Origin of the sequence: Gracilibacillus orientalis, from assembly GCF_900114645.1 — a bacterium.
Taxonomy (GTDB): Bacteria; Bacillota; Bacilli; order Bacillales; family Amphibacillaceae; genus Gracilibacillus; species Gracilibacillus orientalis.
Genome location: NZ_FOTR01000003.1, coordinates 194,777 through 216,559, shown reverse-complemented (window position 1 = coordinate 216,559; position 21,783 = coordinate 194,777). Strand labels below are relative to the sequence as shown.

The 21,783-nt window shown below is 37.9% G+C and carries 21 protein-coding genes and 1 riboswitch; of the genes, 9 read left to right on the top strand and 12 right to left on the bottom strand.

All coding sequences use genetic code 11. The features are described from left to right. Nucleotides 1–36 precede the first annotated feature (36 nt). Together BM121_RS07050 and BM121_RS07045 are read left to right on the top strand one after the other, a co-directional pair. Nucleotides 37–735, top strand: a complete 699-nt coding sequence (locus tag BM121_RS07050; RefSeq protein WP_245780757.1) for a carboxylesterase family protein — start codon at nucleotides 37–39, stop codon at nucleotides 733–735. Between the two features lie 65 nt (nucleotides 736–800). Beyond that, on the top strand, nucleotides 801–2,267 hold the full coding sequence (locus tag BM121_RS07045) for a sulfatase family protein (protein ID WP_091482749.1): 1,467 nt from the start codon (nucleotides 801–803) through the stop codon (nucleotides 2,265–2,267). Between the two features lie 110 nt (nucleotides 2,268–2,377). Here the strand turns inward: BM121_RS07045 and BM121_RS07040 are convergent, their stop codons facing one another. From BM121_RS07040 to BM121_RS07030, 3 genes are all read right to left on the bottom strand, one after another. Beyond that, nucleotides 2,378–2,788, bottom strand: a complete 411-nt coding sequence (locus BM121_RS07040) for a DUF4395 domain-containing protein (protein WP_091482747.1) — start codon at nucleotides 2,786–2,788, stop codon at nucleotides 2,378–2,380. 63 nt (nucleotides 2,789–2,851) lie between these two features. Next, on the bottom strand, nucleotides 2,852–4,018 hold the full coding sequence (locus tag BM121_RS07035; protein ID WP_091482745.1) for an MFS transporter: 1,167 nt from the start codon (nucleotides 4,016–4,018) through the stop codon (nucleotides 2,852–2,854). A gap of 80 nt (nucleotides 4,019–4,098) precedes the next feature. Next, a complete protein-coding gene (locus tag BM121_RS07030) occupies nucleotides 4,099–4,806 on the bottom strand; it encodes an HAD family hydrolase (RefSeq protein ID WP_091482743.1) in 708 nt (235 codons plus the stop codon). Nucleotides 4,807–5,020: 214 nt separating this feature from the next. Then, a riboswitch (ZMP/ZTP riboswitch) is annotated at nucleotides 5,021–5,102 on the top strand. Between the two features lie 54 nt (nucleotides 5,103–5,156). Here BM121_RS07030 and serC point away from each other — a divergent pair. The 3 genes from serC to queF all read left to right on the top strand — a co-directional run bounded on the left by serC (nucleotide 5,157) and on the right by queF (nucleotide 7,699). Next, on the top strand, nucleotides 5,157–6,236 hold the full coding sequence (gene serC, locus BM121_RS07025; protein WP_091482741.1) for a 3-phosphoserine/phosphohydroxythreonine transaminase: 1,080 nt from the start codon (nucleotides 5,157–5,159) through the stop codon (nucleotides 6,234–6,236). A 93-nt stretch (nucleotides 6,237–6,329) separates the two neighbouring features. Continuing rightward, the gene (locus tag BM121_RS07020; protein WP_091482739.1) at nucleotides 6,330–7,190 is read left to right on the top strand and encodes an SDR family oxidoreductase; all 861 of its coding nucleotides are present in this window, start codon (nucleotides 6,330–6,332) and stop codon (nucleotides 7,188–7,190) included. A gap of 101 nt (nucleotides 7,191–7,291) precedes the next feature. Then, nucleotides 7,292–7,699, top strand: a complete 408-nt coding sequence (gene queF / locus BM121_RS07015) for a preQ(1) synthase (protein WP_091482738.1) — start codon at nucleotides 7,292–7,294, stop codon at nucleotides 7,697–7,699. A 53-nt stretch (nucleotides 7,700–7,752) separates the two neighbouring features. Here the strand turns inward: queF and BM121_RS07010 are convergent, their stop codons facing one another. From BM121_RS07010 to BM121_RS07000, 3 genes are read right to left on the bottom strand one after another with little or no spacing between them, the layout of a single operon-like run. Then, on the bottom strand, nucleotides 7,753–8,226 hold the full coding sequence (locus tag BM121_RS07010) for a DinB family protein (protein WP_091482736.1): 474 nt from the start codon (nucleotides 8,224–8,226) through the stop codon (nucleotides 7,753–7,755). A gap of 53 nt (nucleotides 8,227–8,279) precedes the next feature. After that, complete coding sequence (locus tag BM121_RS07005) at nucleotides 8,280–9,275, bottom strand: FecCD family ABC transporter permease (RefSeq protein ID WP_091482734.1); 996 nt, start codon at nucleotides 9,273–9,275, stop codon at nucleotides 8,280–8,282. Continuing rightward, nucleotides 9,275–10,309: a FecCD family ABC transporter permease gene (locus BM121_RS07000; RefSeq protein WP_091482732.1), complete on the bottom strand. Its 1,035-nt coding sequence runs from the start codon at nucleotides 10,307–10,309 to the stop codon at nucleotides 9,275–9,277. Before BM121_RS07000 ends, BM121_RS07005 begins: the two co-directional genes overlap by 1 nt. A 180-nt stretch (nucleotides 10,310–10,489) precedes the next feature. On the opposite strand from BM121_RS07000, the gene BM121_RS06995 reads away from it, so the two are divergent. After that, nucleotides 10,490–11,491 (top strand): ABC transporter substrate-binding protein, encoded by a 1,002-nt coding sequence (locus BM121_RS06995; protein ID WP_091482730.1) that lies wholly within the window; start codon nucleotides 10,490–10,492, stop codon nucleotides 11,489–11,491. A 43-nt stretch (nucleotides 11,492–11,534) separates the two neighbouring features. On the opposite strand, the gene BM121_RS06990 is transcribed toward BM121_RS06995, so the two are convergent. Next, entirely contained in the window at nucleotides 11,535–12,620 is a 1,086-nt protein-coding gene (locus BM121_RS06990; RefSeq protein WP_091482728.1) for a saccharopine dehydrogenase NADP-binding domain-containing protein, read from the bottom strand. Further along, on the bottom strand, nucleotides 12,617–13,324 hold the full coding sequence (locus BM121_RS06985) for a class I SAM-dependent methyltransferase (RefSeq protein ID WP_091482726.1): 708 nt from the start codon (nucleotides 13,322–13,324) through the stop codon (nucleotides 12,617–12,619). The genes BM121_RS06990 and BM121_RS06985 overlap by 4 nt, the downstream gene beginning before the upstream one ends. Nucleotides 13,325–13,433: 109 nt before the next feature. Here BM121_RS06985 and BM121_RS06980 point away from each other — a divergent pair, with 109 nt between their 5' ends. Next, nucleotides 13,434–14,387 (top strand): helix-turn-helix transcriptional regulator, encoded by a 954-nt coding sequence (locus BM121_RS06980; RefSeq protein ID WP_091482724.1) that lies wholly within the window; start codon nucleotides 13,434–13,436, stop codon nucleotides 14,385–14,387. Nucleotides 14,388–14,464: 77 nt separating this feature from the next. Here BM121_RS06980 and gucD read toward each other — a convergent pair whose 3' ends face one another. The 3 genes from gucD to BM121_RS06965 form a co-directional block, all read right to left on the bottom strand. After that, a complete protein-coding gene (gene gucD, locus BM121_RS06975; protein WP_091482722.1) occupies nucleotides 14,465–15,913 on the bottom strand; it encodes an alpha-ketoglutaric semialdehyde dehydrogenase GucD in 1,449 nt (482 codons plus the stop codon). Nucleotides 15,914–15,995: 82 nt separating this feature from the next. Beyond that, nucleotides 15,996–16,892: a hypothetical protein gene (locus BM121_RS06970; RefSeq protein ID WP_091482720.1), complete on the bottom strand. Its 897-nt coding sequence runs from the start codon at nucleotides 16,890–16,892 to the stop codon at nucleotides 15,996–15,998. 17 nt (nucleotides 16,893–16,909) lie between these two features. Continuing rightward, nucleotides 16,910–17,587: a FadR/GntR family transcriptional regulator gene (locus tag BM121_RS06965; RefSeq protein WP_245780756.1), complete on the bottom strand. Its 678-nt coding sequence runs from the start codon at nucleotides 17,585–17,587 to the stop codon at nucleotides 16,910–16,912. A 129-nt stretch (nucleotides 17,588–17,716) separates the two neighbouring features. Here BM121_RS06965 and BM121_RS06960 point away from each other — a divergent pair, with 129 nt between their 5' ends. Both BM121_RS06960 and BM121_RS06955 read left to right on the top strand, forming a co-directional pair. After that, nucleotides 17,717–18,877, top strand: a complete 1,161-nt coding sequence (locus tag BM121_RS06960) for a mandelate racemase/muconate lactonizing enzyme family protein (RefSeq protein WP_091482718.1) — start codon at nucleotides 17,717–17,719, stop codon at nucleotides 18,875–18,877. Between the two features lie 100 nt (nucleotides 18,878–18,977). Then, nucleotides 18,978–20,330, top strand: a complete 1,353-nt coding sequence (locus BM121_RS06955; RefSeq protein WP_091483162.1) for an ABC transporter substrate-binding protein — start codon at nucleotides 18,978–18,980, stop codon at nucleotides 20,328–20,330. Nucleotides 20,331–20,402: 72 nt separating this feature from the next. Here BM121_RS06955 and BM121_RS06950 read toward each other — a convergent pair whose 3' ends face one another. After that, nucleotides 20,403–21,755, bottom strand: a complete 1,353-nt coding sequence (locus BM121_RS06950; protein WP_091482716.1) for a hypothetical protein — start codon at nucleotides 21,753–21,755, stop codon at nucleotides 20,403–20,405. Between the last annotated feature and the right edge of the window lie 28 nt (nucleotides 21,756–21,783).

Sequence of the window (21,783 nt, the reverse complement as noted above, 5' to 3'; positions counted from 1 at the left end):
CTATCCATCTACATGTCAACAAGGGGGCGCTTATATTTGCAAATAGAGAAGACTTTTAATCAACACTCAAATGAAATTCGTTATTTATTGCATGTACCCGATGAAGTGGAGAAGCATCCTGGATATACTTTTCCATTAATATTGTTTCTTCATGGAGCTGGAGAACGAGGTGACGATTTAGAAACAGTTAAGGATCATGGTATTCCTTCATTTTTAGATAATGACCGCTCTTTTCCATTTATCGTAGTGTCACCACAATGTTCAATTGACTCCTATTGGACGGAAGATTTAGACGGACTGATGGCATTGCTGAAATATATGGTCTCTTCCTACCCTGTAGATAAAAGGCGAATTTATTTAACAGGAATGAGTATGGGTGGGGTCGGAACATGGAATCTAGCATTAAAATATCCTAATTATTTTGCAGCATTAGTACCAGTTTGTGGGGCGGTGACATTACCTGAACATAGATGTAAGGAATTTAAAGAGCTAGTAACAGTAGAAATGCTGCCGGAGGAATTACAGATATTACAACACACACCGATCTGGGCTTTCCATGGTGATCAAGACGATGTAATACCTATGGATGAGACGGTAAGAATCACGAATTATTTAAAACAATTCCATTCTAAGGTTTATTTGACGATATATCCTGGAGTAGGGCATGATTCATGGACCAGTGCCTATCATACTCGAGAGTTATACAAGTGGTTACTACAACAAAAGTTATCATAACGTAAATGGAGTACTGATAATCAAAACAGCATTATCAATTCTAATTTTATATAGGAGGATTCTTCATGCGAGTATTATTGTTAGATCTAGATTCTACAAGACCAGATCATTTAGGCTGTTATGGATATCAACGAAATACAACACCAAATATAGATCGCATTGCAGAAGAAGGAGTTCGTTTTACTAATTATTACACGACAGATGCTCCATGCGCCCCTTCGAGAAACGCATTTATGACGGGGCGGTTTGGTATTCATACAGGTAACGTTGGACATGGTGGTACAGCTGGAGATATGCGAAATGAGGGTCCAAATCGTGAATTTTTTGACCAATTAAAAACGGATAGCTTTCCAAATATTTTCCGTCAAGAAGGAATGAAAACAGCTTTAATCAGTCCATTTGCTGAAAGGCATTCTTCTTGGCAATTTTACGCAGGTTTTAATGAAATGTATAATACGGGGAAAACAGGAGATGAATCAGCAGAAGAGGTTACTCCAACAGTGTTGGATTGGCTGCAACGTAATGGACAAGATGATGATTGGTTTTTATATGTAAATTACTGGGATCCTCATACACCATATCGGGCACCGGAAAGTTACGGAGAACCGTTTAAAGATGCCTCTTTACCAGAATGGATTACGGATGATGTACTGCAAGAACATTTAAAAAGTGTTGGACCACACTCTGCAAGAGAGATCAATATGTATGATAACAATACTATTCCAAAATTTCCTCGTCATACTGGTGAAATAACTGATAGAGAAAGTTTAAGAAAAGTGATTGATGGATACGATACAGGTCTTCGATTTATGGATGAAAACATTGGCATGGTATTTGACGAAATGGAAAAGCAAGGGGTTTTGGAAGATACAGTAATTATCGTGACTGCTGATCATGGAGAAAACTTAGGTGAATTAGGTATTTATGCAGAACATGGAACTGCTGATCAAATGACGTGCCGGATTCCTATGATTGTCCGTTGGCCTGGTATGCAAAAGGGGTATGTCGATCATGATTTGCATTACCATTTAGATTTTGCTCCGACCGTTGCAGAGTTATTAAACCAACAACTTAAACCCTCCTGGGATGGGATGAGTTATGCTCCCGCTCTATTAAAGGGAGAAAGTTGTGGCAGAGACTATTTAGTTGTCTCTCAAAATGCCCATGTATGTCAACGAAGTGTAAGATTTGATGATTGGTTGTATATTCGTACCTATCATGATGGTTTTCATTTATTTGAGAAAGAGATGTTATTCAATCTCAAAGAAGACCCATATGAGCAATATAATCTAGCTGATCAACGCCAAGATGTTTGCATGCAAGCTGTTTATTATTTAAATGATTGGCATGATGAGATGATGATGACAATGGATTATGATGTAGATCCATTGTGGACGGTAATGAAAGAAGGTGGACCGTATCATGCACAAATTAAAAGTCTAAGAAGATATCTAAAACATTTAAGGAAGACAGGAAGGGAAGAGGGTGCAAAAGAATTAGAGAAACGCTATGCAAAAGAGCTTAATTTATAATTAATAGGTTACTACATGAATGAACTCTATACTGAAAAAGCAAGCATACTATTATTCTAATAGTTGCTTGCTTTTTTATTATATTATTTGTTCGGAAAATGTGGTTAGCCCTAACCCTCAGAACCCCTTCTATGTTTCCACATCATGTAGCGATAACGAATGGTGCAGCCGATACAGTATCCAGCCAGGGCGAGGCCGGAAGCAATGACGACCATAATGCTGAAAGTGTATGCGAGCCAGTTGATTTGTACAGTAAAGAAGAATAGCGATAGACCAATACAAACTGTAGCAATCCATTGGTTGAAGATTTGTTGTGCTTTATCTTCTGGTGGATAGGCATTGGCTGGCTTTTTCAAAAAGTTTTTTCCTAATCGGATTACTGGATTGTTTTTAGTGATTAATGTAATGAGGCCAGTGACGAAAGGCAATAGTAATATTAACGGATGCAGAAACAATCCTAATAAAACAGTGATCAATATAAAAGCTTGGTTTGTTTGAACGAGTGGTTTAGGGATAGACATCTGAATCTCTCCTTAATTGTTATTCAAAAACATGCTATCTTCACAGATAACATGCTTTGGTTATTAAACTTGCCCTTCCATAGTATCGGTGCGATTAGTATATAGATAATAAATACCTAGAGCGAGAACGGATAAAATGATACCAGATACGTAAGGCATAATTATCGCAATCCCGTACAACATACCGCCAAGTGGTGGTCCGATAATTCGACCTAAGGAATCGAAAGACGATAACAGTCCGGTAACTTGCCCGTAGCCAGATTTCGCTTTTTTGGTTAGTAAGGAAGATACGCTTGGTCGAATCAATCCATTTCCTAAACCAAAGACAGTTAGGAATATCGCTGCGGTAAGAAAATTCTGTATAAATAGGATAAGTGTAAATCCGATAACGGAGATGATGATTCCGATTTGAATCACATTTCCTTCCCCTAATTTTTTCGTCATTTTGCCGACTAAACCACCCTGGACAATTGCTCCTGCTAAACCCATGATCATAAAGATATAGCCAAGTTCAACCGTTCCAAGACCGGCACGATCATACGCAAAGTAGGCAAATGTCGCTTCAAGTCCTGCTAGTGATACAGATACAAACCATTGCAAAACATATAAATTTGCGGTTGGTGTTTTAAATGCTTGCAATAAAGATGGTCGTTTTTTCTCTTGAGTCATACCTTTTTCAGATAACGATTCTTTTAAGACGAAAGCAACTAGTAAAAAGGTGATCAAAGAAGAAACACCTGATAAATAAAACGGAATCGCTAAATTACTGGAGGAAAAGACACCGCCGATAGCAGGTCCGAAGATAAAACCAAGACCTACCGCTGCACCAATAATTCCCATTCCTTTTCCACGGTCTTCTTCACTAGTTATATCTGCCACGTATGCTGTTACGGTTGGCATGTTGGCAGCAGATAATAAGCCACCAATAATACGTGCGGCAAATAACATCCATAATTGTGTTGCCAAGGCAAGTAAGAAAAATGATAGTGCTAAACCGGCTATTCCAATCATTAATACCGGTTTTCGCCCAATTCTATCCGAAATTCTTCCCCACATAGGGGCGAATATAAATTGCATAACTGAATAAGTTGCCATTAATAAACCTAACTCAAAGGGTGATGCGCCAAGTTCTTCTGCATAAAAAGGCAGGACAGGAATAATAATTCCGAATCCAACCATCACTAAAAACATGACAGCAAACAATATGCCTAATACTTTTTTTGAATTCAACAATCTCACTCCAAAAATGAAAGCCATCAATCATGATGTGATGTTTTATCTTTCACGATATTTTTCATTCCAAGTTATTTTCAACTGCTCCACTCACTGGCAATTACTAAAATGTCATCAGGTCTTTCCACGATATAATCAGGAATTATATCATGTTGAGATACTTTTCGTTTGCGATGGTTCATCCAAGCGGCTTTCCATCCCGCTCTTTTTGCACCGAAGATGTCATGTTCAAATGAATCGCCAATATACAGTGTTTCTTGTTTCTCTATTTTTAGTTTTTTCTCAATATGATTAAAGACTTCAAGACTTGGCTTCGAATAACCAAGGTCTCCTGAGATAAAAATATGTTCAGTGGGAATCCAGTTTGTAAGTTGTAGCTGTTTGACCTTCATCATTTGATGATCAAACTCACCATTGGTTAAAACTGCTAGCTGTTTACCTTGTTTGGACAATTGTTCCAATAGACGTTTCATCGGATCAAGTAATTGTATTTTTTTCAGTTCCGATAAATAGACGTCTTGAAAACGAACTGCTTGATCATAGCTAAGTGCTATTTCAAATTCTTCACAAGCCTTGGTCATACGATAGGTCTGTAATTCAAGGGCAGTAATTTCACCGCTCATATATTTCTCAAAGACTTCATCACTGTATTTTCTGCTTGTTTTATATAACGATCCGATCTCAGAATCGGTGAAAGATGTATCTAATTGCTGATGAACTGCATTTCGAAAAGGTTGTAACTGATCGTATAATGTGTCATCAACATCAAAAATTATCGTCTGCATGTTATCATTCCTAGCTTTTTAGTCTTCCTTAGCTATTTTATCACACTTTCTCTATTGAAACTGTTACGATTTTCTTACTTATTTTTTTGCGAAAAAGTGTTCTGCAAACTAAATTAGAAATACAGCTGAAAGATTATCACATTATTATTTAGAACATTTACATAAAATTTAATTGAAAAATTGTGTGAATATTGTTATAATTTTCACAAAGTAATAGGCTATGTGTAACTGGCGAGGGTGCGGATTAACCGCAAGGGAGCACATAGTGTCGATAGCCGCTCGCCTGGGCGAAGGTAAGGATACATTCCTTACCTCTTTCTGTTTAATTTTAATTAGGAGTGTGGTTAAAGATGAAACGAGTACACAATTTCTCAGCAGGGCCTTCTATGTTACCGTTAGAGGTTTTAGAAAAGGCACAAGCAGAATTACCAAATTATAAAGACTCCGGCATGTCTGTAATGGAATTAAGTCACCGCTCAGGCCTTTTCACGGATATTATTACGGAAGCAGAAAGCCTTCTACGTGAATTGATGAATATCCCTGACAATTACAAGGTGCTTTTTGTCCAAGGTGGTGCTTCCCAACAATTCGCAGCAGTTCCACTGAACTTAAAGAAAAATGGCAAGGCAGATTACGTAAACACTGGTTCTTGGTCTAAAAAAGCGATGAAAGAAGCGAAGAAATTTATTGAAGTAAATGAGATTGCTTCTTCTGAAGATGAGAACTTCACTTATATTCCAAAAGTTAATACAAGTATCATTGATTCTGAAGCAGATTATGTGCATATTACAACCAATAATACGATTGAAGGTACGGCGTTTCAGGAGATACCTGATACAGGTAATGTTCCATTGGTTGCTGATATGTCTTCCAATATTTTATCTGAAGAGATCGATGTTTCTAAATTTGGCGTGATTTATGCAGGTGCACAAAAAAACATTGGGCCTGCAGGTTTAACGGTAGTGATCGTGCGTGATGATTTAGTCGGAAACGCGTCTGAACAGTGCCCGACAATGTTGGATTACCAGACACATAGTGAGAGTGGATCTCTTTACAATACACCACCGACTTATGGGGTATATATGGCTAAGCTGGTCTTTGAATGGCTTAAAGAATTAGGTGGATTAAAAGAGATGCAAGCTCGTAATGAAAAACAGGCGGCATTGCTATATGATTATGTTGCACAATCGTCATTTTACGCTTCACCGGTTAAAGAAGACAGCCGTTCTATTATGAATATTCCTTTTGTAATTCCGAATCGTGACTTAGATGGTGAATTTGTTAAGGCAGCACAGGCAGAAGGGTTGGAAACATTAAAAGGTCACCGTTCTGTTGGTGGAATGCGCGCAAGCTTTTACAATGCAATGCCTGTTGAAGGTGTGGAAGATTTAATTACATTTATGAAGAAATTTGAGAAAGAACATCAATAAGAAAAAGGAAGCAGCGTTTTTGCGACTGCTTCCTTTTTATACGTAGATAAGAAAGCATTCCTGCAATAATGCAAAGTGAACGGAGGGATAGCAATGAATAAAAAGCCATCTGTGCTGTTGATAGGTGCAACCGGATATCTAGGAAGTTATCTATTAAAGGAATTAGTGAAGCAAAATTATTCAGTTAGAGTCGTTGTTCGAAACCCGCAGAAGCTCCCACAAGTAGAAAATTATTCCTATGAAGTGGTTGAGGGAGAAGTGACAAGACCTTCAACCATAGAAAACTGTTGTAAAGATATTGATGTGGTGATGTCAACGGTTGGCATTACCCGGCAAAAAGATGGGCTTAGTTACATGGATGTGGATTACCAAGCGAATGTAAATGTATTAGAGGAAGCCAAACGAAGCAACGTGAAGAAATTTATTTATGTATCAGTTTTAAAAGGAGACAAAATGAAGGGTGTGAAACTTTGCGCTGCTAAAGAAAAGTTTGTGGATGAGTTAAGACACTCTGGCTTAGATTACACGATTATTCGACCAACTGGTTTTTTCTCAGATATGACAGAATTTTATCAGATGACGAAAAGAGGTAGAGTATATTTATTTGGAAATGGCCAAACCAAAATGAATCCCATACATGGTAGGGATTTAGCAGGTGTATGTGTTTCTGCCATTGACAAGTCTGAGGCAGAAATAAAGGTGGGAGGTCCGGAAGTATTAACCCTAAATGAAATTGCATATCTAGCATTTTCTGCATCGAACAAAGAATCTAAAATAACTCATATTCCGGACTGGATCCGATTAGCTATTTTAAAAATTACCAAAACATTTACTAGTAATAAAACCTACGGACCTATTGAATTTTTCCTAACGTTTATCGGACTAGATAATATGACTGCGCCAAAATATGGCCAACATACATTGGAAGAGTATTTTAATAGTCTGAATCAGTAGCTCTCAGATTGGCAATTACTATAACTTCTGCTATAATGCTTTTTTAGACTAATAAGGCAGTTCGAAACCATCCTGCTTGATCAAAACTAGGAGGAATATATATGTCAGAGAATTATTACTTACCAAGGTCAGGACCCATGCCTAGACCAAGTAGTGTGGAAGAAGGAAGAGCAGTTTTAAAACAGGAAGCATTTGAAGCACCAAATGTGCAAAATATTACCTTTCGTGCATTGGAATTTACGGCAGTGTGTCCGAAGACTGGCCAACCAGATTTCGGCAAAGTGGAGATTTCCTATACACCACGCCATAAATGTATCGAGTCAAAATCTATGAAATTTTATTTATGGTCTTTCCGTGACCATGGTGCTTTTTGTGAATCATTAGCAGCTCAAATAGCGGATGATATGATGTGGGCGATAGAACCTGCTTCTGTTAAAGTGACTGTTTATCAGACGGCACGAGGTGGAATTGAGTTAACAACGGAAGCACATAGAGAATATACTGAGTAAATAAAAAACAAGCACTTAAGTCAAACTTTAAGTGCTTGTTTTTTACTCTTATTTTAGTTGCTTTCCTCTTTGGTAGGCCCCATTACACCTGGTACCTTTAATCCAGCTTGACGAAGAAGTACCGTCATTTGTCCGCGATGGTGTGTTTGATGGTCAATTAACGTACGTAGCATAGCACCACGAGTTGTTTTATTCCCAAAGCTTTCGATTTCTTCTGCTAACTGCTCATCTGTTAAAAGTTCCGCTTCTTTTTGTAGATCTTCTACTAATTTTTTGTATGCATGGATAATTGTTTCTGCTTGTGCGGGAACTTGACTTGGATTACCTGTAGCTTTGACGTTTAATCCAACAATCCCAGCGAAAAAAGCAGGAGAAGTTGCCAAATGCCAACCGAGCCAGCCAAGTGTGCTGTGTCCTTCCACAATAGCTTGATCAAGCTTGTCATCTGTTAATGATTCAAGTACTTTTATCGTACCTTGTGCGCCGTTATTCCAGTCCGTGATAAAATCTTCAACCTTGCGATACATTGCTCATCATCTCCCATTCTAGTAAGTACTACTTATAACATAACAAACTATCTTCAAGATTTCATTAAAAGATAGATAAAATAATTTCCCCCTATTAGCGAGACAATTAAACCTACAGGAATTTCAGAAGGTGAAAGTATATTTCGCCCTATTGTATCCGCTACTAGTAATAATAGTGCCCCTAATAAAGCAGAGATTACAAGCATATGCTTGTGACGTGCTCCAACTAATTTTCGTGCTAAGTGAGGGATCACCAAACCGAGAAATGCGATAGCTCCCCCAACAGCTACACTCGCACCTGCAAGCGCTACTGCAATAAAAAGTAAAAACATTCTTTCTCTCTCTACATGTGTGCCGAGACCTTGTGCCGTTTCATCACCAAGGTGTAGAGCATCCAATGTTCCTGCTTTATAAAATGTAATCGGAAGAAGGATAAGTATCCACGGCAGTAGCGCTAATGTATAAGTCCAGTCTGTTCCTGAAATGTTACCAGATAGCCAAATGGTTGCCTGGGTAAAATTATCTGGGTCCATTTTCAATTGGAAGACAATAATTAGCGCCGAAAAAGCAGAATTAATACCAATGCCAACTAAGATCAATCGAATCGGAGAGACACCATTTTTCCAGGAAATCAGATAGATTAATATAGCGGCTATCGTTGCTCCTGCAAGTGCAGCTAACGGAAGAATAAACACTTGGGATGTGGTGCTTCCTTGTGTTAGGTATATAAATAACACAACAGCAAAACCTGCCCCACTGTTAATCCCTAAAATACCAGGATCGGCTAGTTCATTATGAGTTACCCCTTGTAAAATAGCTCCTGATATCGCCATGCCTGTCCCAATTAAAAGCGCGATTACCATCCGTGGCAGACGGAAGTCAAATAAGACAAGCTGGTTCTGATCACTGCCTTGTCCAATCATGGTTTTCCATACATCTAAGGGGGCAATACGCATGGTACCCATGTTAAGTGAGATTAATAATGTCACAACAATTGCGAGAATGAGCCCAATGAACAACAGCCCTATTTTTCTTTTTGATGATGCCATTACAATCCTCTCCCTTCACGTCTGGCAAGATAGAGGAAAAAAGGAACTCCCACTAACGCAGTCATGGTACCTACTGGTGTTTCAAATGGAGGATTTACCATGCGAGAAGCTGTATCAGCCAAAACAAGCAGTAGAGCACCTAAGACAGCGGCTGCGGGAATGATCCATTGATAATTAACACCTACAAGAAAACGTGTGATGTGTGGAATAACCAGACCGATAAATCCAACTGTACCTGCTACAGCAACCGCGGCTCCTGTTAATAGGAGTACAACCATTGTTGCTGTGATTTTAAGGAAAACCGTTTGTTGTCCAAGTCCCTTTGCAACATCGTCGCCTAAGTTTAAAACGGTAATAGATTTTGATAATAAAAGAGCAATGATCAGCCCTATGATGACAATTGGTGCCAATAATTGGACGTGTATCCATTGAACACTGGCCACCCCACCTGCATACCAGAAGCTCATATCCTTTGCAATATTAAAATGAATAGCGATACCTGAAGAAAGCGCGCTTAACATGGATGTGACAGCAGTACCAGCTAATGCTAATTTAACAGGAGTGAGACCACTTTTAGAAATAGAACCCACACCAAAGACAATCCCAGCACCTAATCCGGCACCAGCAAACGCCCATATCATCATGGCGACAGATGAGACTTGAGTTGTGATCGCCATTGCTACGGCAATCATAAAGCTAGCACCAGCTGTTACTCCCATGATAGAAGGTGATGCCAATGCATTTCTGGTCATCCCTTGCATAATCGCACCGGAAACAGCCAGTGCTGCGCCAATCAGTGCAGCAGCTAATCCACGCGGAATACGCAAATTACGAATAATCTGATGTGCCGTTTCATTTGGGTCAAAATGGGTGAGGCTATCCCAAATCGTCGGCAAATTGACTTCTGCCGCACCATATATAATGGAAAGTATTAATGATAGAAGAAGTATAATGAAACCACCGATAATGACGAATAAAGCAACAAGTGGCCTTGATTGAGTAGTATTTGATTTATTATCCTTAGAAAAAGACATTATTTATATACTCCTTAACAAATTGAGAACTATTATCATCCTAGTATACGGGAAAAAGATAGAGATTGATAGATTGTTGTTTTGATTTTTTGAAAAAATAATTCTTGTAATTGAAAATGAAAATTGTTATCATTTAAAAGAGTGAATCGTGTTACATAGCATAAGGAGGCAATTATCAAAGTGAAAGCATATAGAAAAAGTTGGTTAATATGTTTAGCTGCTGCTTTTTTATTATTGTTAGCAGCATGTGGTAATGACGAAGATACAGAGCCAGCAGAACCTTCTGCAGATGAAAACGAAGCAGCAGAGGATCAAAGTGCTGACGATACAGAGACAGAAAATGAAGGAACAAGAACAGTAACAGATGCAATGGGGCATGAAGTGGAAGTTCCAGCAAATCCTGAACGAGTGATTGGATCTTATCTGGAAGATTACTTAGTCGCATTAGGAATTACACCAGTTGCACAATGGTCTGTTCGTAATGGTGATGATATTCAGGATTATTTACAGGATGATTTAGAAGGCATCCCAACTATTCCAAGTGAATTACCATATGAAGCAGTTACTTCATTCGAACCAGATTTGTTATTAATGGATTCTGCTAGCATGGTAGAAGATAATAAATATGAACAATATAATAAAATTGCGCCAACTTTTGTTGTTGGAACAGAAGAGAATAATGACTGGCGAGAAGAATTCAAAATGGTTGCTGAGGTCTTCGGAATGGAAGAGAAAGCAGAAGAAGTAACAGCAGAGTATGACACGAAGGCAGAGGCTGCAAAAGAGCAAATTCAAGAAGCGATTGGTGACGAATCGGTTGCTGCTTTATGGCTATTTGCAGATACTTTCTACATTGTAAGTGAGAACTTGTCCAGTGGTGATTTATTATATAATGAATTAGGACTAACAACGCCAAGTGTAGTGTCTGAGATTTCAGAAACGACAACTGCAAACTGGTCAGAAATTTCATTAGAGAAATTGGCAGAATTAGAAGCGGATCATATTATCTTAGTAAATAGTGATAACGGATCAAGTGTATTAGAGGATCCGATCTGGCAAAACATTCCTGCAGTACAAAATGATAATATTTACGAATTTGATCAAGGTTCAAGTTGGTTGTATACTGGTCCGATTGCAAACAGTCAAATGATTGATGGTGCGTTGGAAAGTTTAGTTGAATAAGAATAAAGAAAGACGTTGAGCAGATACTCAACGTCTTTTTCTTTTAGAAGTAGCTTAATCGAATAGAGTTACACAGATAATAGATATTCTTATTTTGCTTAGCTTCCAAATACAGTGTGTTTTCCTGATAATTTAATCGAAAGAGCTGATCAATATGATAAATATCAGGATTGAAATTATTCGTTAAAATCGCAGTTGCAACACTAGCGGCAACTTGAGCTGTGATGACTGATTCTTCTTCACCATAGAGGGTGATGCTTTCGTTACTATTTTCATGGTAACCACTAACGTGAACAGAAAATTGTTTGGAACCAAATCTCCACTTTTTTAAAAGGAACAAAAAAATCTGTTGAAAGAACGGTAATTGAAGAAGTCTACTTAGTTTCCACCTACAGAACCACGCAAAGATAGTAGTAATAAAGTTAGAATCAAAACAAATCCTTGTCGATACACTTGGTACTTTTAAAGTGTGATAGAGTGTTAACTGATCAGGGAAAGGAAACCGATGAGTATGTTTCTTTCCGTTTACAGAACCAAAATTGGTTAATTTTTTATCAGAGAATGGTATTTTCCAAACCTTATTCTCTTTTTGATATATTATAAAGTGAGAGTGTATTTGGTCAAGCATCCACTTTAATGCTGCTTCGCCATGGTCATCACCAAGACCAAGCAGGACATCTATATCTAATTGATGAACAGCAGGCATGAGCTCTTTTACATGATTGGCTAATAAATTAGAAAGACCAGGAATTAACCCGACACTTAGAACTGCTGGAGCAAGGATATCCTCTTTTTCTAGTTTCCTGGCTTCTATTAAAAAGTGACGATCAGCTGTTATATCGATATAAGCGGTCCCGTTTTGTAAACAGGCTTGCATAAACCGTGTGTTTGGTTGATCGATACACATCATGACTAATTTTGCATCCAAAAGCCAGCTCGGTATTTCAGTTTGATGCATATCGAAAACAAGCGGTTGAACTACATTATTTGTTTCATTAGCAAAGCGAATGGCTTTATCTTTATTTCTGCCAGCAGCGTATACTCTTCCAGGAAACTGTTTAGCTAATATCTTACAAATCATCTGGCCTACTTTTCCATATCCTCCAATGACAATAATGGCATCCTTCATGACTCTGTCCCTCCTTTAAAACATACAAAACCTTTGAAAAACAATGATTGAAAATAAGAGGATATATGTGTGAATGAAACTTGGTGAAGCACATTCGTTAATTCCTTCTCATCAATTGGAAATATACGCTTTCCAATACTTTCTTGAAATTGAACTGCTTCTGTATTGGTTCCACCGTGTTTGATTAATTGTTGTCTCCACGTTTGGAAATAGTTTTGATGTTGATCGTGATCGACCATCGTACTTAAAAAACATGGTGCTCCAGGATGAAGAGATTGAGTTAGATATTGTGCAAACCGTATTCGCGATTCCTTTCCTTGAATAAATTGAAAGGTAAGCATACAAATAATGGCATCAAAGGGTTGATTGAAATCTTGCTCTTCAAGATAACCTTCTATAAAAGAAATGGAATGCTTCCTTTCCTTTGCTTTTAAAACTTCCTTGGCAATGTGAAGCATTTTAGTAGATGGATCTAATGCAGTAAGTTGGACATTGTCTGGCAACAACTCTGTTAAGGTAATCAGTTCTTTTCCTCCACCGGCACCTACAATGAGTACCTTGGTAATATTCTGAGTTGATAATTTCTCTTTTAATAATAAGGAAGTTAATTCGTGTAACAGTTGATATCCAGGCACTTTTCGATCAATGGTTGAGGGATAACCTTTAACGGTGTCATTATGCCAAGATAAATTTGAAATAGTCATTGTAATACGCTCCTTTTATGTTACATTTATAATTAATAATCATTCTCAATAATAAATGTAATAAAAAGAAAAACTATCCCATATTCAAGGGATAGAGGAGGTGTGGGTGTTGGGAGGGAATGTGTTAAGAAAAAGAATACGAGATCATTTATTTGCAATTTGTTCATTTGATGCGGCATGTATTAGAACTGTTGATCCTAATAATCTATTAACAACAGGAGCATTTACAGACGAATCTGTAGAGGCTATACATCAACAATTATTTGAAAATGAATACTTAGAACAAGATATCCATTCTCATCAAGAATTAGTGAATGCATTACTTCCAGTTCAATTACTGCATGATAAACCAAGCAGACGACTTGATGAGATATTATTGCCTGCGGGATTTAGGGATGAAATGAGAATTGCTTTTGTAGTAAATGATACTTGCTATGGTTTTGCCAGCTTATTTAGAAAAAACATGTCTTTTTCGAATGATGAAGTCCAAAAAATAACAAAACATGTTAAAAAAATCGCGCAAATGATGCGGAGTCATATGGAAAAAGCACCACAAATGTCTTTTAATGAATCGATAAAGCCGATGATAATTTTTTCGGAAAGGCTTGATATTCTTTTTCAAAATAGCGAAGGAGAACAATGGTTACAAGAACTATGTACGGAGGAAGCTATTTCAACGGATAGGCTACCACGTTCTATTCGAGCTGTTGCTTATCAAATGCTCAGTGAACAAACAACTCATCATAGAACCATTATGAAAACACAAGCAGCTCAGATATATGCAATGGAGGCCTCATTACTTACTGGAAACGATGAAGCAAATGTGTTGATGGTAATGAGGGTCCCTATGTCAGAAGAAGCTAGGTTTTCTCACTTGGTAACATGCTATCGATTAACTTCAAAAGAATCTCAAATTCTGGAACATGTATGGAAAGGTCATTCAACAAAAGAAATAGCACAACAATTATCTATTTCACCTTATACCGTTCAAGATCACTTGAAATCGATTTTCTCCAAAACGAATATGAATAGTAGGAGCAAGTTAATACAATTATTGAGGTGAAAATAAAATCAGGTAGTTTTTCTAGATGAGTAGAGGAGACAGAAAAGTCTCCCTGTAAAAAAGTGCATTCCTCACTACTACCCTTTAATAAAGACTGTTTTGATATTAGTATAGAATTCTTTAGCTGCCTGTCCTTGTTCTCTGGAATGGGAACTTGATTTTTTCATACCACCAAATGGGGCCTGTAGTTCTACACCAGCACTTTCAGCATTGATGCGAACCATTCCTGCTTCCATATCATCGATAAAGTGTAGCATATTCTGAATATTAGCTGTAAAAATGGAAGCACTCAAGCCGAATTCTACGTCATTTGCAATGGTTAATGCTTCTTCTAAATTTTTCACTTTCATTAAAGCAAGAACTGGTCCGAAAATTTCTTCTTGTGCAATCCTCATATCTGTTGTTACATTTTCAAAAATGGTTGGTTCAACAAAAAAGCCTTGATCCCGTCCATTATCTGTTAAACGATTTCCACCGTGAATTAATGTTGCGCCTTCCTTTTCACCGATTTCAATATATTCCAGAACAGTGTTAAGTTGCTTTTCACTGACACATGGACCCATCCAGGTCTCTGGAAGCAATCCGTTACCTACAGTTATTTCTTTCACTTTTTTTAGCAGCTTTTCTTTAAATGTAGGATAAATCTTTTCATCGATAATGACACGACTTGTCGCTGTACACTTTTGACCGGTAGAACGTAATCCACCACTTATCGTCGCTTCCACGGCAAGGTCGATATCGGCGTCATTCGTTACAATCACTGGATTTTTTCCACCCATTTCAAGCTGATACTTAGCCCCTCTATTTAAAGCTCCTTGTCCGACCATTTTTCCTGTCTTATCGGAACCAGTAAAGGTAATGCCATTTATTTGCGGATTGTCAACGATGCGCTGGCCAATTTCTCCGCCTTCCCCGTTTACCATGTTGACAACGCCATTTGGTAACCCTGCTTCCTTAAAGCATTCAATTACTTTCGCAGCAGTGGCAGATGCTTCTAGAGCTGGTTTAAACACGACCGTATTACCATAGATTAAGGCAGGTGCCATTTTCCAGATGGGAATTGCTACAGGAAAATTCCAGGGAGTGATAACTCCTACAACACCAAGTGGTGCACGTTTTGTTAGCATTAAAGCATCTGCATCGGTAGATGGTATCACATCGCCTTCTTCTCGCATTCCTTCTCCTGCATAGTAGCGTAATATAGCGACGCCACGCGCGGTTTCTCCTTTTGCTTCAGGTAAAGTTTTCCCCATTTCTTTAGTCATCGTTTCAGCAATGTCTTCTAATCTGCTTTCTAGAATGTCTGCTGCTTTGTATAAGTAATGACCTCGTGCTGCACCGGATAATTTTTTCCATGATACGAAAGCTTGGTGAGAATAGCTTGCTGCTGTATCTACTTCCACAGCTGTAGAATTTTCTACTTCACCGACTATTTCATTCGTATTTGCAGGGTTAATGCTTTGATATTTTTGATTATTAGCACTCTGTTGCCATTCACCATTGATATAATTTAAGTAATGTGTCATAAAGAAGAACTCCTTTCTAATGTGGAAGATAAGTATAAATTTTGGTCATGCTGTCTAGCTGTGGGTGTACTGGCTGTTCTTATTAATATGTGATTGTTTTTGATTGTTTAAAATTTGTAGACTGTAAGTGACTGAGCCCAATTGCAGCTCTTCTTACTTTTTCTCTTGCTTGTAAAATGGATGCGCTTTCTAAATGTTGCCCAGATGGATAAATATTTGCTGCATTTCGTAAGCCAAACTTTAACATGATTGGAGCTGAAACTCTTATAATTTCAGGTATTTCATAATAACGAATAAATCCCCCTAGATTATCTGGAGATTCCACATACATATCAAGAGTAGCATTGACGGTTTGGCGGAAGGCTGCCATTTGTGCTAAAGAAAGATCACCGGGTATGTTTAAAGTAGTACCTCCTAAATCTTGAAACAGTTTACCTGTCACAGGATTGGCCGGACTCATTAAAGCAGAAACTTTTACAACAAATTCTTCTGGTATATCTCCAGATTTTTTTGCTTCTCCAATAAGGTGCAGTAATCCTTCATCCGCTACTAATATACTGTTAATCCCAAGTTCAATCGAGCGAAAAATATCTTCTAATGCATAGCTTAGCTGATCTATACCAGCGTGACGCCACCCCAGTGTTGGACTAACATGACCGCTAGCTCCAGTATCATAAGCCATTCTAGGACCGACAAATAGACATACCTCGATGTTTTGCTCTTGACCCATAGCCACCATTTCTTTTATTTCCTGATCACTAAGTAACATGATGCCGCTGCCTTGTGAAACACGGTTAACATGGACGCCTTGCTCATTCGCTTCTTCAATTACTGCCTTCATCGTTGCCGCTCCTTCAACTGAAGGAATTTCAACACGGAAGTTACCTTCATCATCAAAGGTTTGTGATGAATCTGGTAGCTGGTGTGCATCTTTCACAGGAAACATTAACTTTTGTAGTAGTTCATGTGATCTTTTCATATTAGCTTCACTCCTATTTAACGAGGTCTTTTTTTTAGATCATCCAATAAATCTAATATATGGGAGTTCATCAAGTTTCTCGCTTGAAAAGGATTTTTATCCTTGATGGCTCGAGCAATGAGAATATGGTAGTTTGCTGCTTTCTCATTTTGGGATTTGATCTTCATGGAATAACGACGGCTATCATATAACAAATCGCTGATAAGCGTCATCATTTTCAGTAGCACGTCATTTTTTGTTGCTTGTGCAATTAAATAATGAAATTCTATATCCTCCTCTAGAAAATCTTCACTGGCAAGCATCTTCCTCTGCATCACTCGAGCACATTGTAAGATTCTTTTTACTTCATCTTCACTTCCACGTTCTGCAACGATTGCTGCCAATTCAGGTTCTATAACAAGCCGAGCTTCTGTGAGTTGTTCCATTGATGAATTCTCCAGAAATTCAAATGTTTGATTTGGATTTTCACTTAATTGTGTTTCTACAAATGTTCCTCGACCTTGTTCCACCCTTAGAATTCTTTGCTGGCTTAAGATCTTTATCGCTTCTCTAACAGAAGAAATACTAACATTTAATTGCTGAGATAATGCTTGCACTGTAGGAATTTTTTCACCCGCCTGCCATTTTCCCTCCCGGATATTTTTCTTAATTTCTTCGTATACGATTTCATAGATTAACTTTTTCTTTTTCATCATGATAGACGTCCTTTGACTTGTATTTTTTCAGAATATTTTAAAATTTCTATTTACATTTTATAATATTTATCATATGATTTCAATGAATAATAATATTCATCATATGAATTATGAAGGAGTGAGATTTTCGTGCAAATTACGGATGTTAAAACGTATATTGTAGGAAACGGATGGAAAAATTGGGTGTTTGTGCAGGTCGAAACGGATGAAGGCTTACATGGTATTGGCGAAGCAACCTTAAATGCATTCGGTAAAACAGTAGAAGCAGCTGTACATGAATTAAAACCATATGTAATTGGGAAGGATCCATTTGATGTAGAAAATCACTCACTCAGTATGTTCCGGGATGTGTTTTCTGATGGTGGTCAGATTCAAGGAGCTGCTTTATCGGGAATTGAGTTTGCTTGCTGGGATATAATGGGGAAATCGCTAGGTCAGCCGGTATATAAATTATTAGGCGGAAAATGTCATGATCATTTGCGTGTATATGCGAATGGCTGGTACACAAGTGGTGAAAGAACCCCGGAAAATTTTTATCAAATGGCTAAAAAAGTTGTGGAGAAAGGCTATACAGCACTTAAATTTGACCCGTTTGGTTCTGCTTGGAAGGCTGTAGACCGTCAGGATTTCTCATTAGCAATTGAATTAATAGCTGCGGTGAGGGATGCTGTTGGAAATGATGTAGATGTTTTGGTTGAGGGGCACAATCGCTTTAGTGTGCATACGGCATTACGTTTTGCAGAAGAAATGGCTCCTTATGAACCAACCTGGTTTGAAGCACCGGTACCACCGCAAAGTGTATCTTCAATGATTGAAGTTGCTAAACGAAGTCCAGTTCCAATTGCTTGTGGTGAAGATTATTATTGCAAAGAACAGTTTGCTGAATTGTTAGCACATAATCAGGTTCATATCATTCAATTGGAGCCACAGTTTATGGGACTGACTGCAGCGAAACAAGTGGCTGGAATGGTAAGCGCTTTCAATGGAGTGATTGCTCCACACAGTGCACAAGGGCCTTTATGCTCCATCGTTTGTGCACATTTAAATACGGCAACACCTAATTTCTTTATTCATGAAATATTTGATGATTTTAACGAGCCTTGGACGAAGAATGTCCTTACGAATTCGTTAGAAGTCAAAAATGGCTATATTGAATTAAGTGACCGTCCGGGCTGGGGGACAGACTTAAATCTAGACGAAATTGAAAAGCATCCGTATCAAAGGGAGAACTTTTTGCCTTTATTCAGAGATGGATGGGAAAAAAGAGAGCCGGTTAAAAATTTTATGTAATGAAAAAGATAGTAATGCATGTCATTCCTTTTTTTCATGGAATGCTATGCTTTTCTATATAAAATGTAAGCGCAATCATAATGAGGGGTGAAATGTAATGATGAAAAAAATTTGGTTGTTAGTAGCTTTGGGTATTATGTTTGCTTTTGTAACGGCTTGTAGTAGTGATGATGCGGCAGATGGCGGTGGTGAGGAAGGAACGGATTCGAACTCTGATGCAGATGCTTCAGAGGTAATGGGAGGAGATGTAGAAAATGCTACAGAATTAACATTTTGGACATTTCAGGAACTGCACTTAGGCTTTTTTCGGGATGCAGTAGAACGTTGGAATGAAGAATTCCCGGACCGGGCTATTTCACTAAAAGCAGAAGCATATCCATATGACAATATGCACAATAACCTATTACTAGCTTTACAATCTGGAACAGGTGCCCCAGATATCGTGGATATTGAATTAAATCGTTTCCCTAATTTCATGCAAGGGGAACCCCAATTATTACCGATGAATGATTATGTGGAACCTGTATTAGATCAATTTATAGAGTCGCGTTTTGATATTTACGCAAATGATGGTAATTATTATGGTATTCCATTCCATGTTGGGGCAACAGTTGCTTACTATAACAAAGAGATTATGGATGCAGCAAAGGTTGATATCGATGCAATTGAAACTTGGGATGATTACATGGAAGCTGGGGAAAAAGTGGTGGAAAATACGGATGCGGTAATGACTACTTTTGAGACTGGAGATATTTGGTCATATTGGCCACTTATTCGTCAACAAGGGTCTGATTATTTTGATGAAGAGGGCAATGTTATGATAAACAATGAGACAAATGTAAATACGTTGCAACTAATGCATGATATGATTTATGAACAAGAAATTGCTGATATTACTCCGGGTGGGGAATTTCATGTGGAAGAATTCTATGGATTTATGAATGATGGTGGGCAAGCGTCGTTAATGATGCCAATGTGGTATATGGGTCGCTTTACCGATTATATGCCTGATTTGGAAGGGAAAATGGTTATTCGACCAATGCCAAAATGGTCAGAAGATGGTGACAGATCAGCAGGTGCAGGTGGAACAGGTACAGTTGTCACGAACCAGACAGACCATGCCGAATTAGCACAGGACTTTTTGGCTTATGCAAAACTATCAGAAGAAGGAAATATTGCGATTTGGGAAATATTAGGGTTTGATCCACCAATGTGGACGGTATGGGAAAGTGAAGAAATACGAAAAGATAATAAATTCTACCAATACTTTGGTGAAGATATCTTTGATACGTTATTAAAGGTTCGTGATGAAATTGAATCGATAAACATTACAGAAAAGAACCCAGATATGCAACAGGAGCTAACGACTAACACCTTAAACAGCGTATTACGCCAGCAATCACAAACTGCCCAGGAAGCCCTTGACCAAGCTGCAAGTACTATAGAAGAATAGCAGAAAACAGGTTGAGGCTTTGTTACAGTCAGAAAAGAAGTGGAGGGACATGGGAAATTCCCCATGTCCCACTTATATTAACAGATAGGCGAGTATTATACCGATTGATCCGAATACAAAGGAGTAGATTAAGTTGTAATATGTAATATAATATGGACTTTGCTTCAAACTCATCGATGTAATGGTAACGACGAGTCCGTATGTTCCAATTGGTACAGTGGATACACCACCAATAATTAAACTGATCGCAAGACTTAATGGGCTTAAAATATCCATCAACATCGGACTGATTCCACTTAAAATCCCCATTGTCGCTACAGGATGAACACCGAACATACTTAATACAACAAACAGCAATTGAATCATGATTAAAATTAAAATTGGATAATCAGAAACATATAAAATGGGGTTCTGCAACATTAAAAGGGCAGGAGATTCATTTAATGTATTGGTAAAAAGGGCTAATGTTACAAACAACACGATAAAATTGTCCATACTATTCATGCTGTTCTTCCAACGATTCCACCCGATTGCCCAAAAGCTTTTCCATCTGCCAATTGCAAGAGTCCATAAACAGGCAAAAGGAAATACTAATAACGTAACAGTCAAAATGAATTCAAGGTCAAATATATTTCCTAAAACAATTACTAATAACAGAAATGAGCATAATGCAACTGATAATTGAATAATTTTTGACCGATTTTGATTGTTTTTATGATGAGATACGGACTGCTTTACATCTGGATAAGGATATTTTTTAAAATATAACCGTCCCCATAGACTATCCAGACCATACATGAGAATTGTAATAAAAATCATCCAAGGTAATAATTCCGCATAATTGACCCCGGTAATAAAAATCCCCATCGCAAGTAACACTTCTAAGGGACTCCAAGGTAATGCTAGGGAATAGCCTCTTAACGTTGCCATCATAATGATTTTATTTGCCACTTTTTTCTGAACGGGCTTTAAATTATCCACTAGGACATCTTGAGCAATCGTTGCTGAAGATACATTTAAAAAAGCCGTCAATGACATCATGGCTGTTGTGCTTCGTTGATATAACTGGCCTAAATCCCGGACATTTCCTCGTAATAAATGTTGCATTAATCTATCAAACCGTCCCGCTGTAACCGCACTATTCATCCAAGGTAATACGGCTAACAATGTTAATAAAGATAGGTTTCCTCCGAGTAAAGGAACAACTTCCCATACAGTTAAGTCAGTAGTAAAAAATAACAATATTCCTACTACTGAAAATCCGAAACCTAATATTTGAAATAATCGAGAGGCTCTTCCAAAACTGATAGCAAGCATGGCGATGGAAAGAGCTCCTAATACGTATGATAGAAATGCGGTTGGATAAAATACTGAAATGATATGTAAAAGAAAAATAAAGGCAAAAAAGATGTAAAGATTCTTCATGACGTGAACCTTCTTTCTAATAATCTTT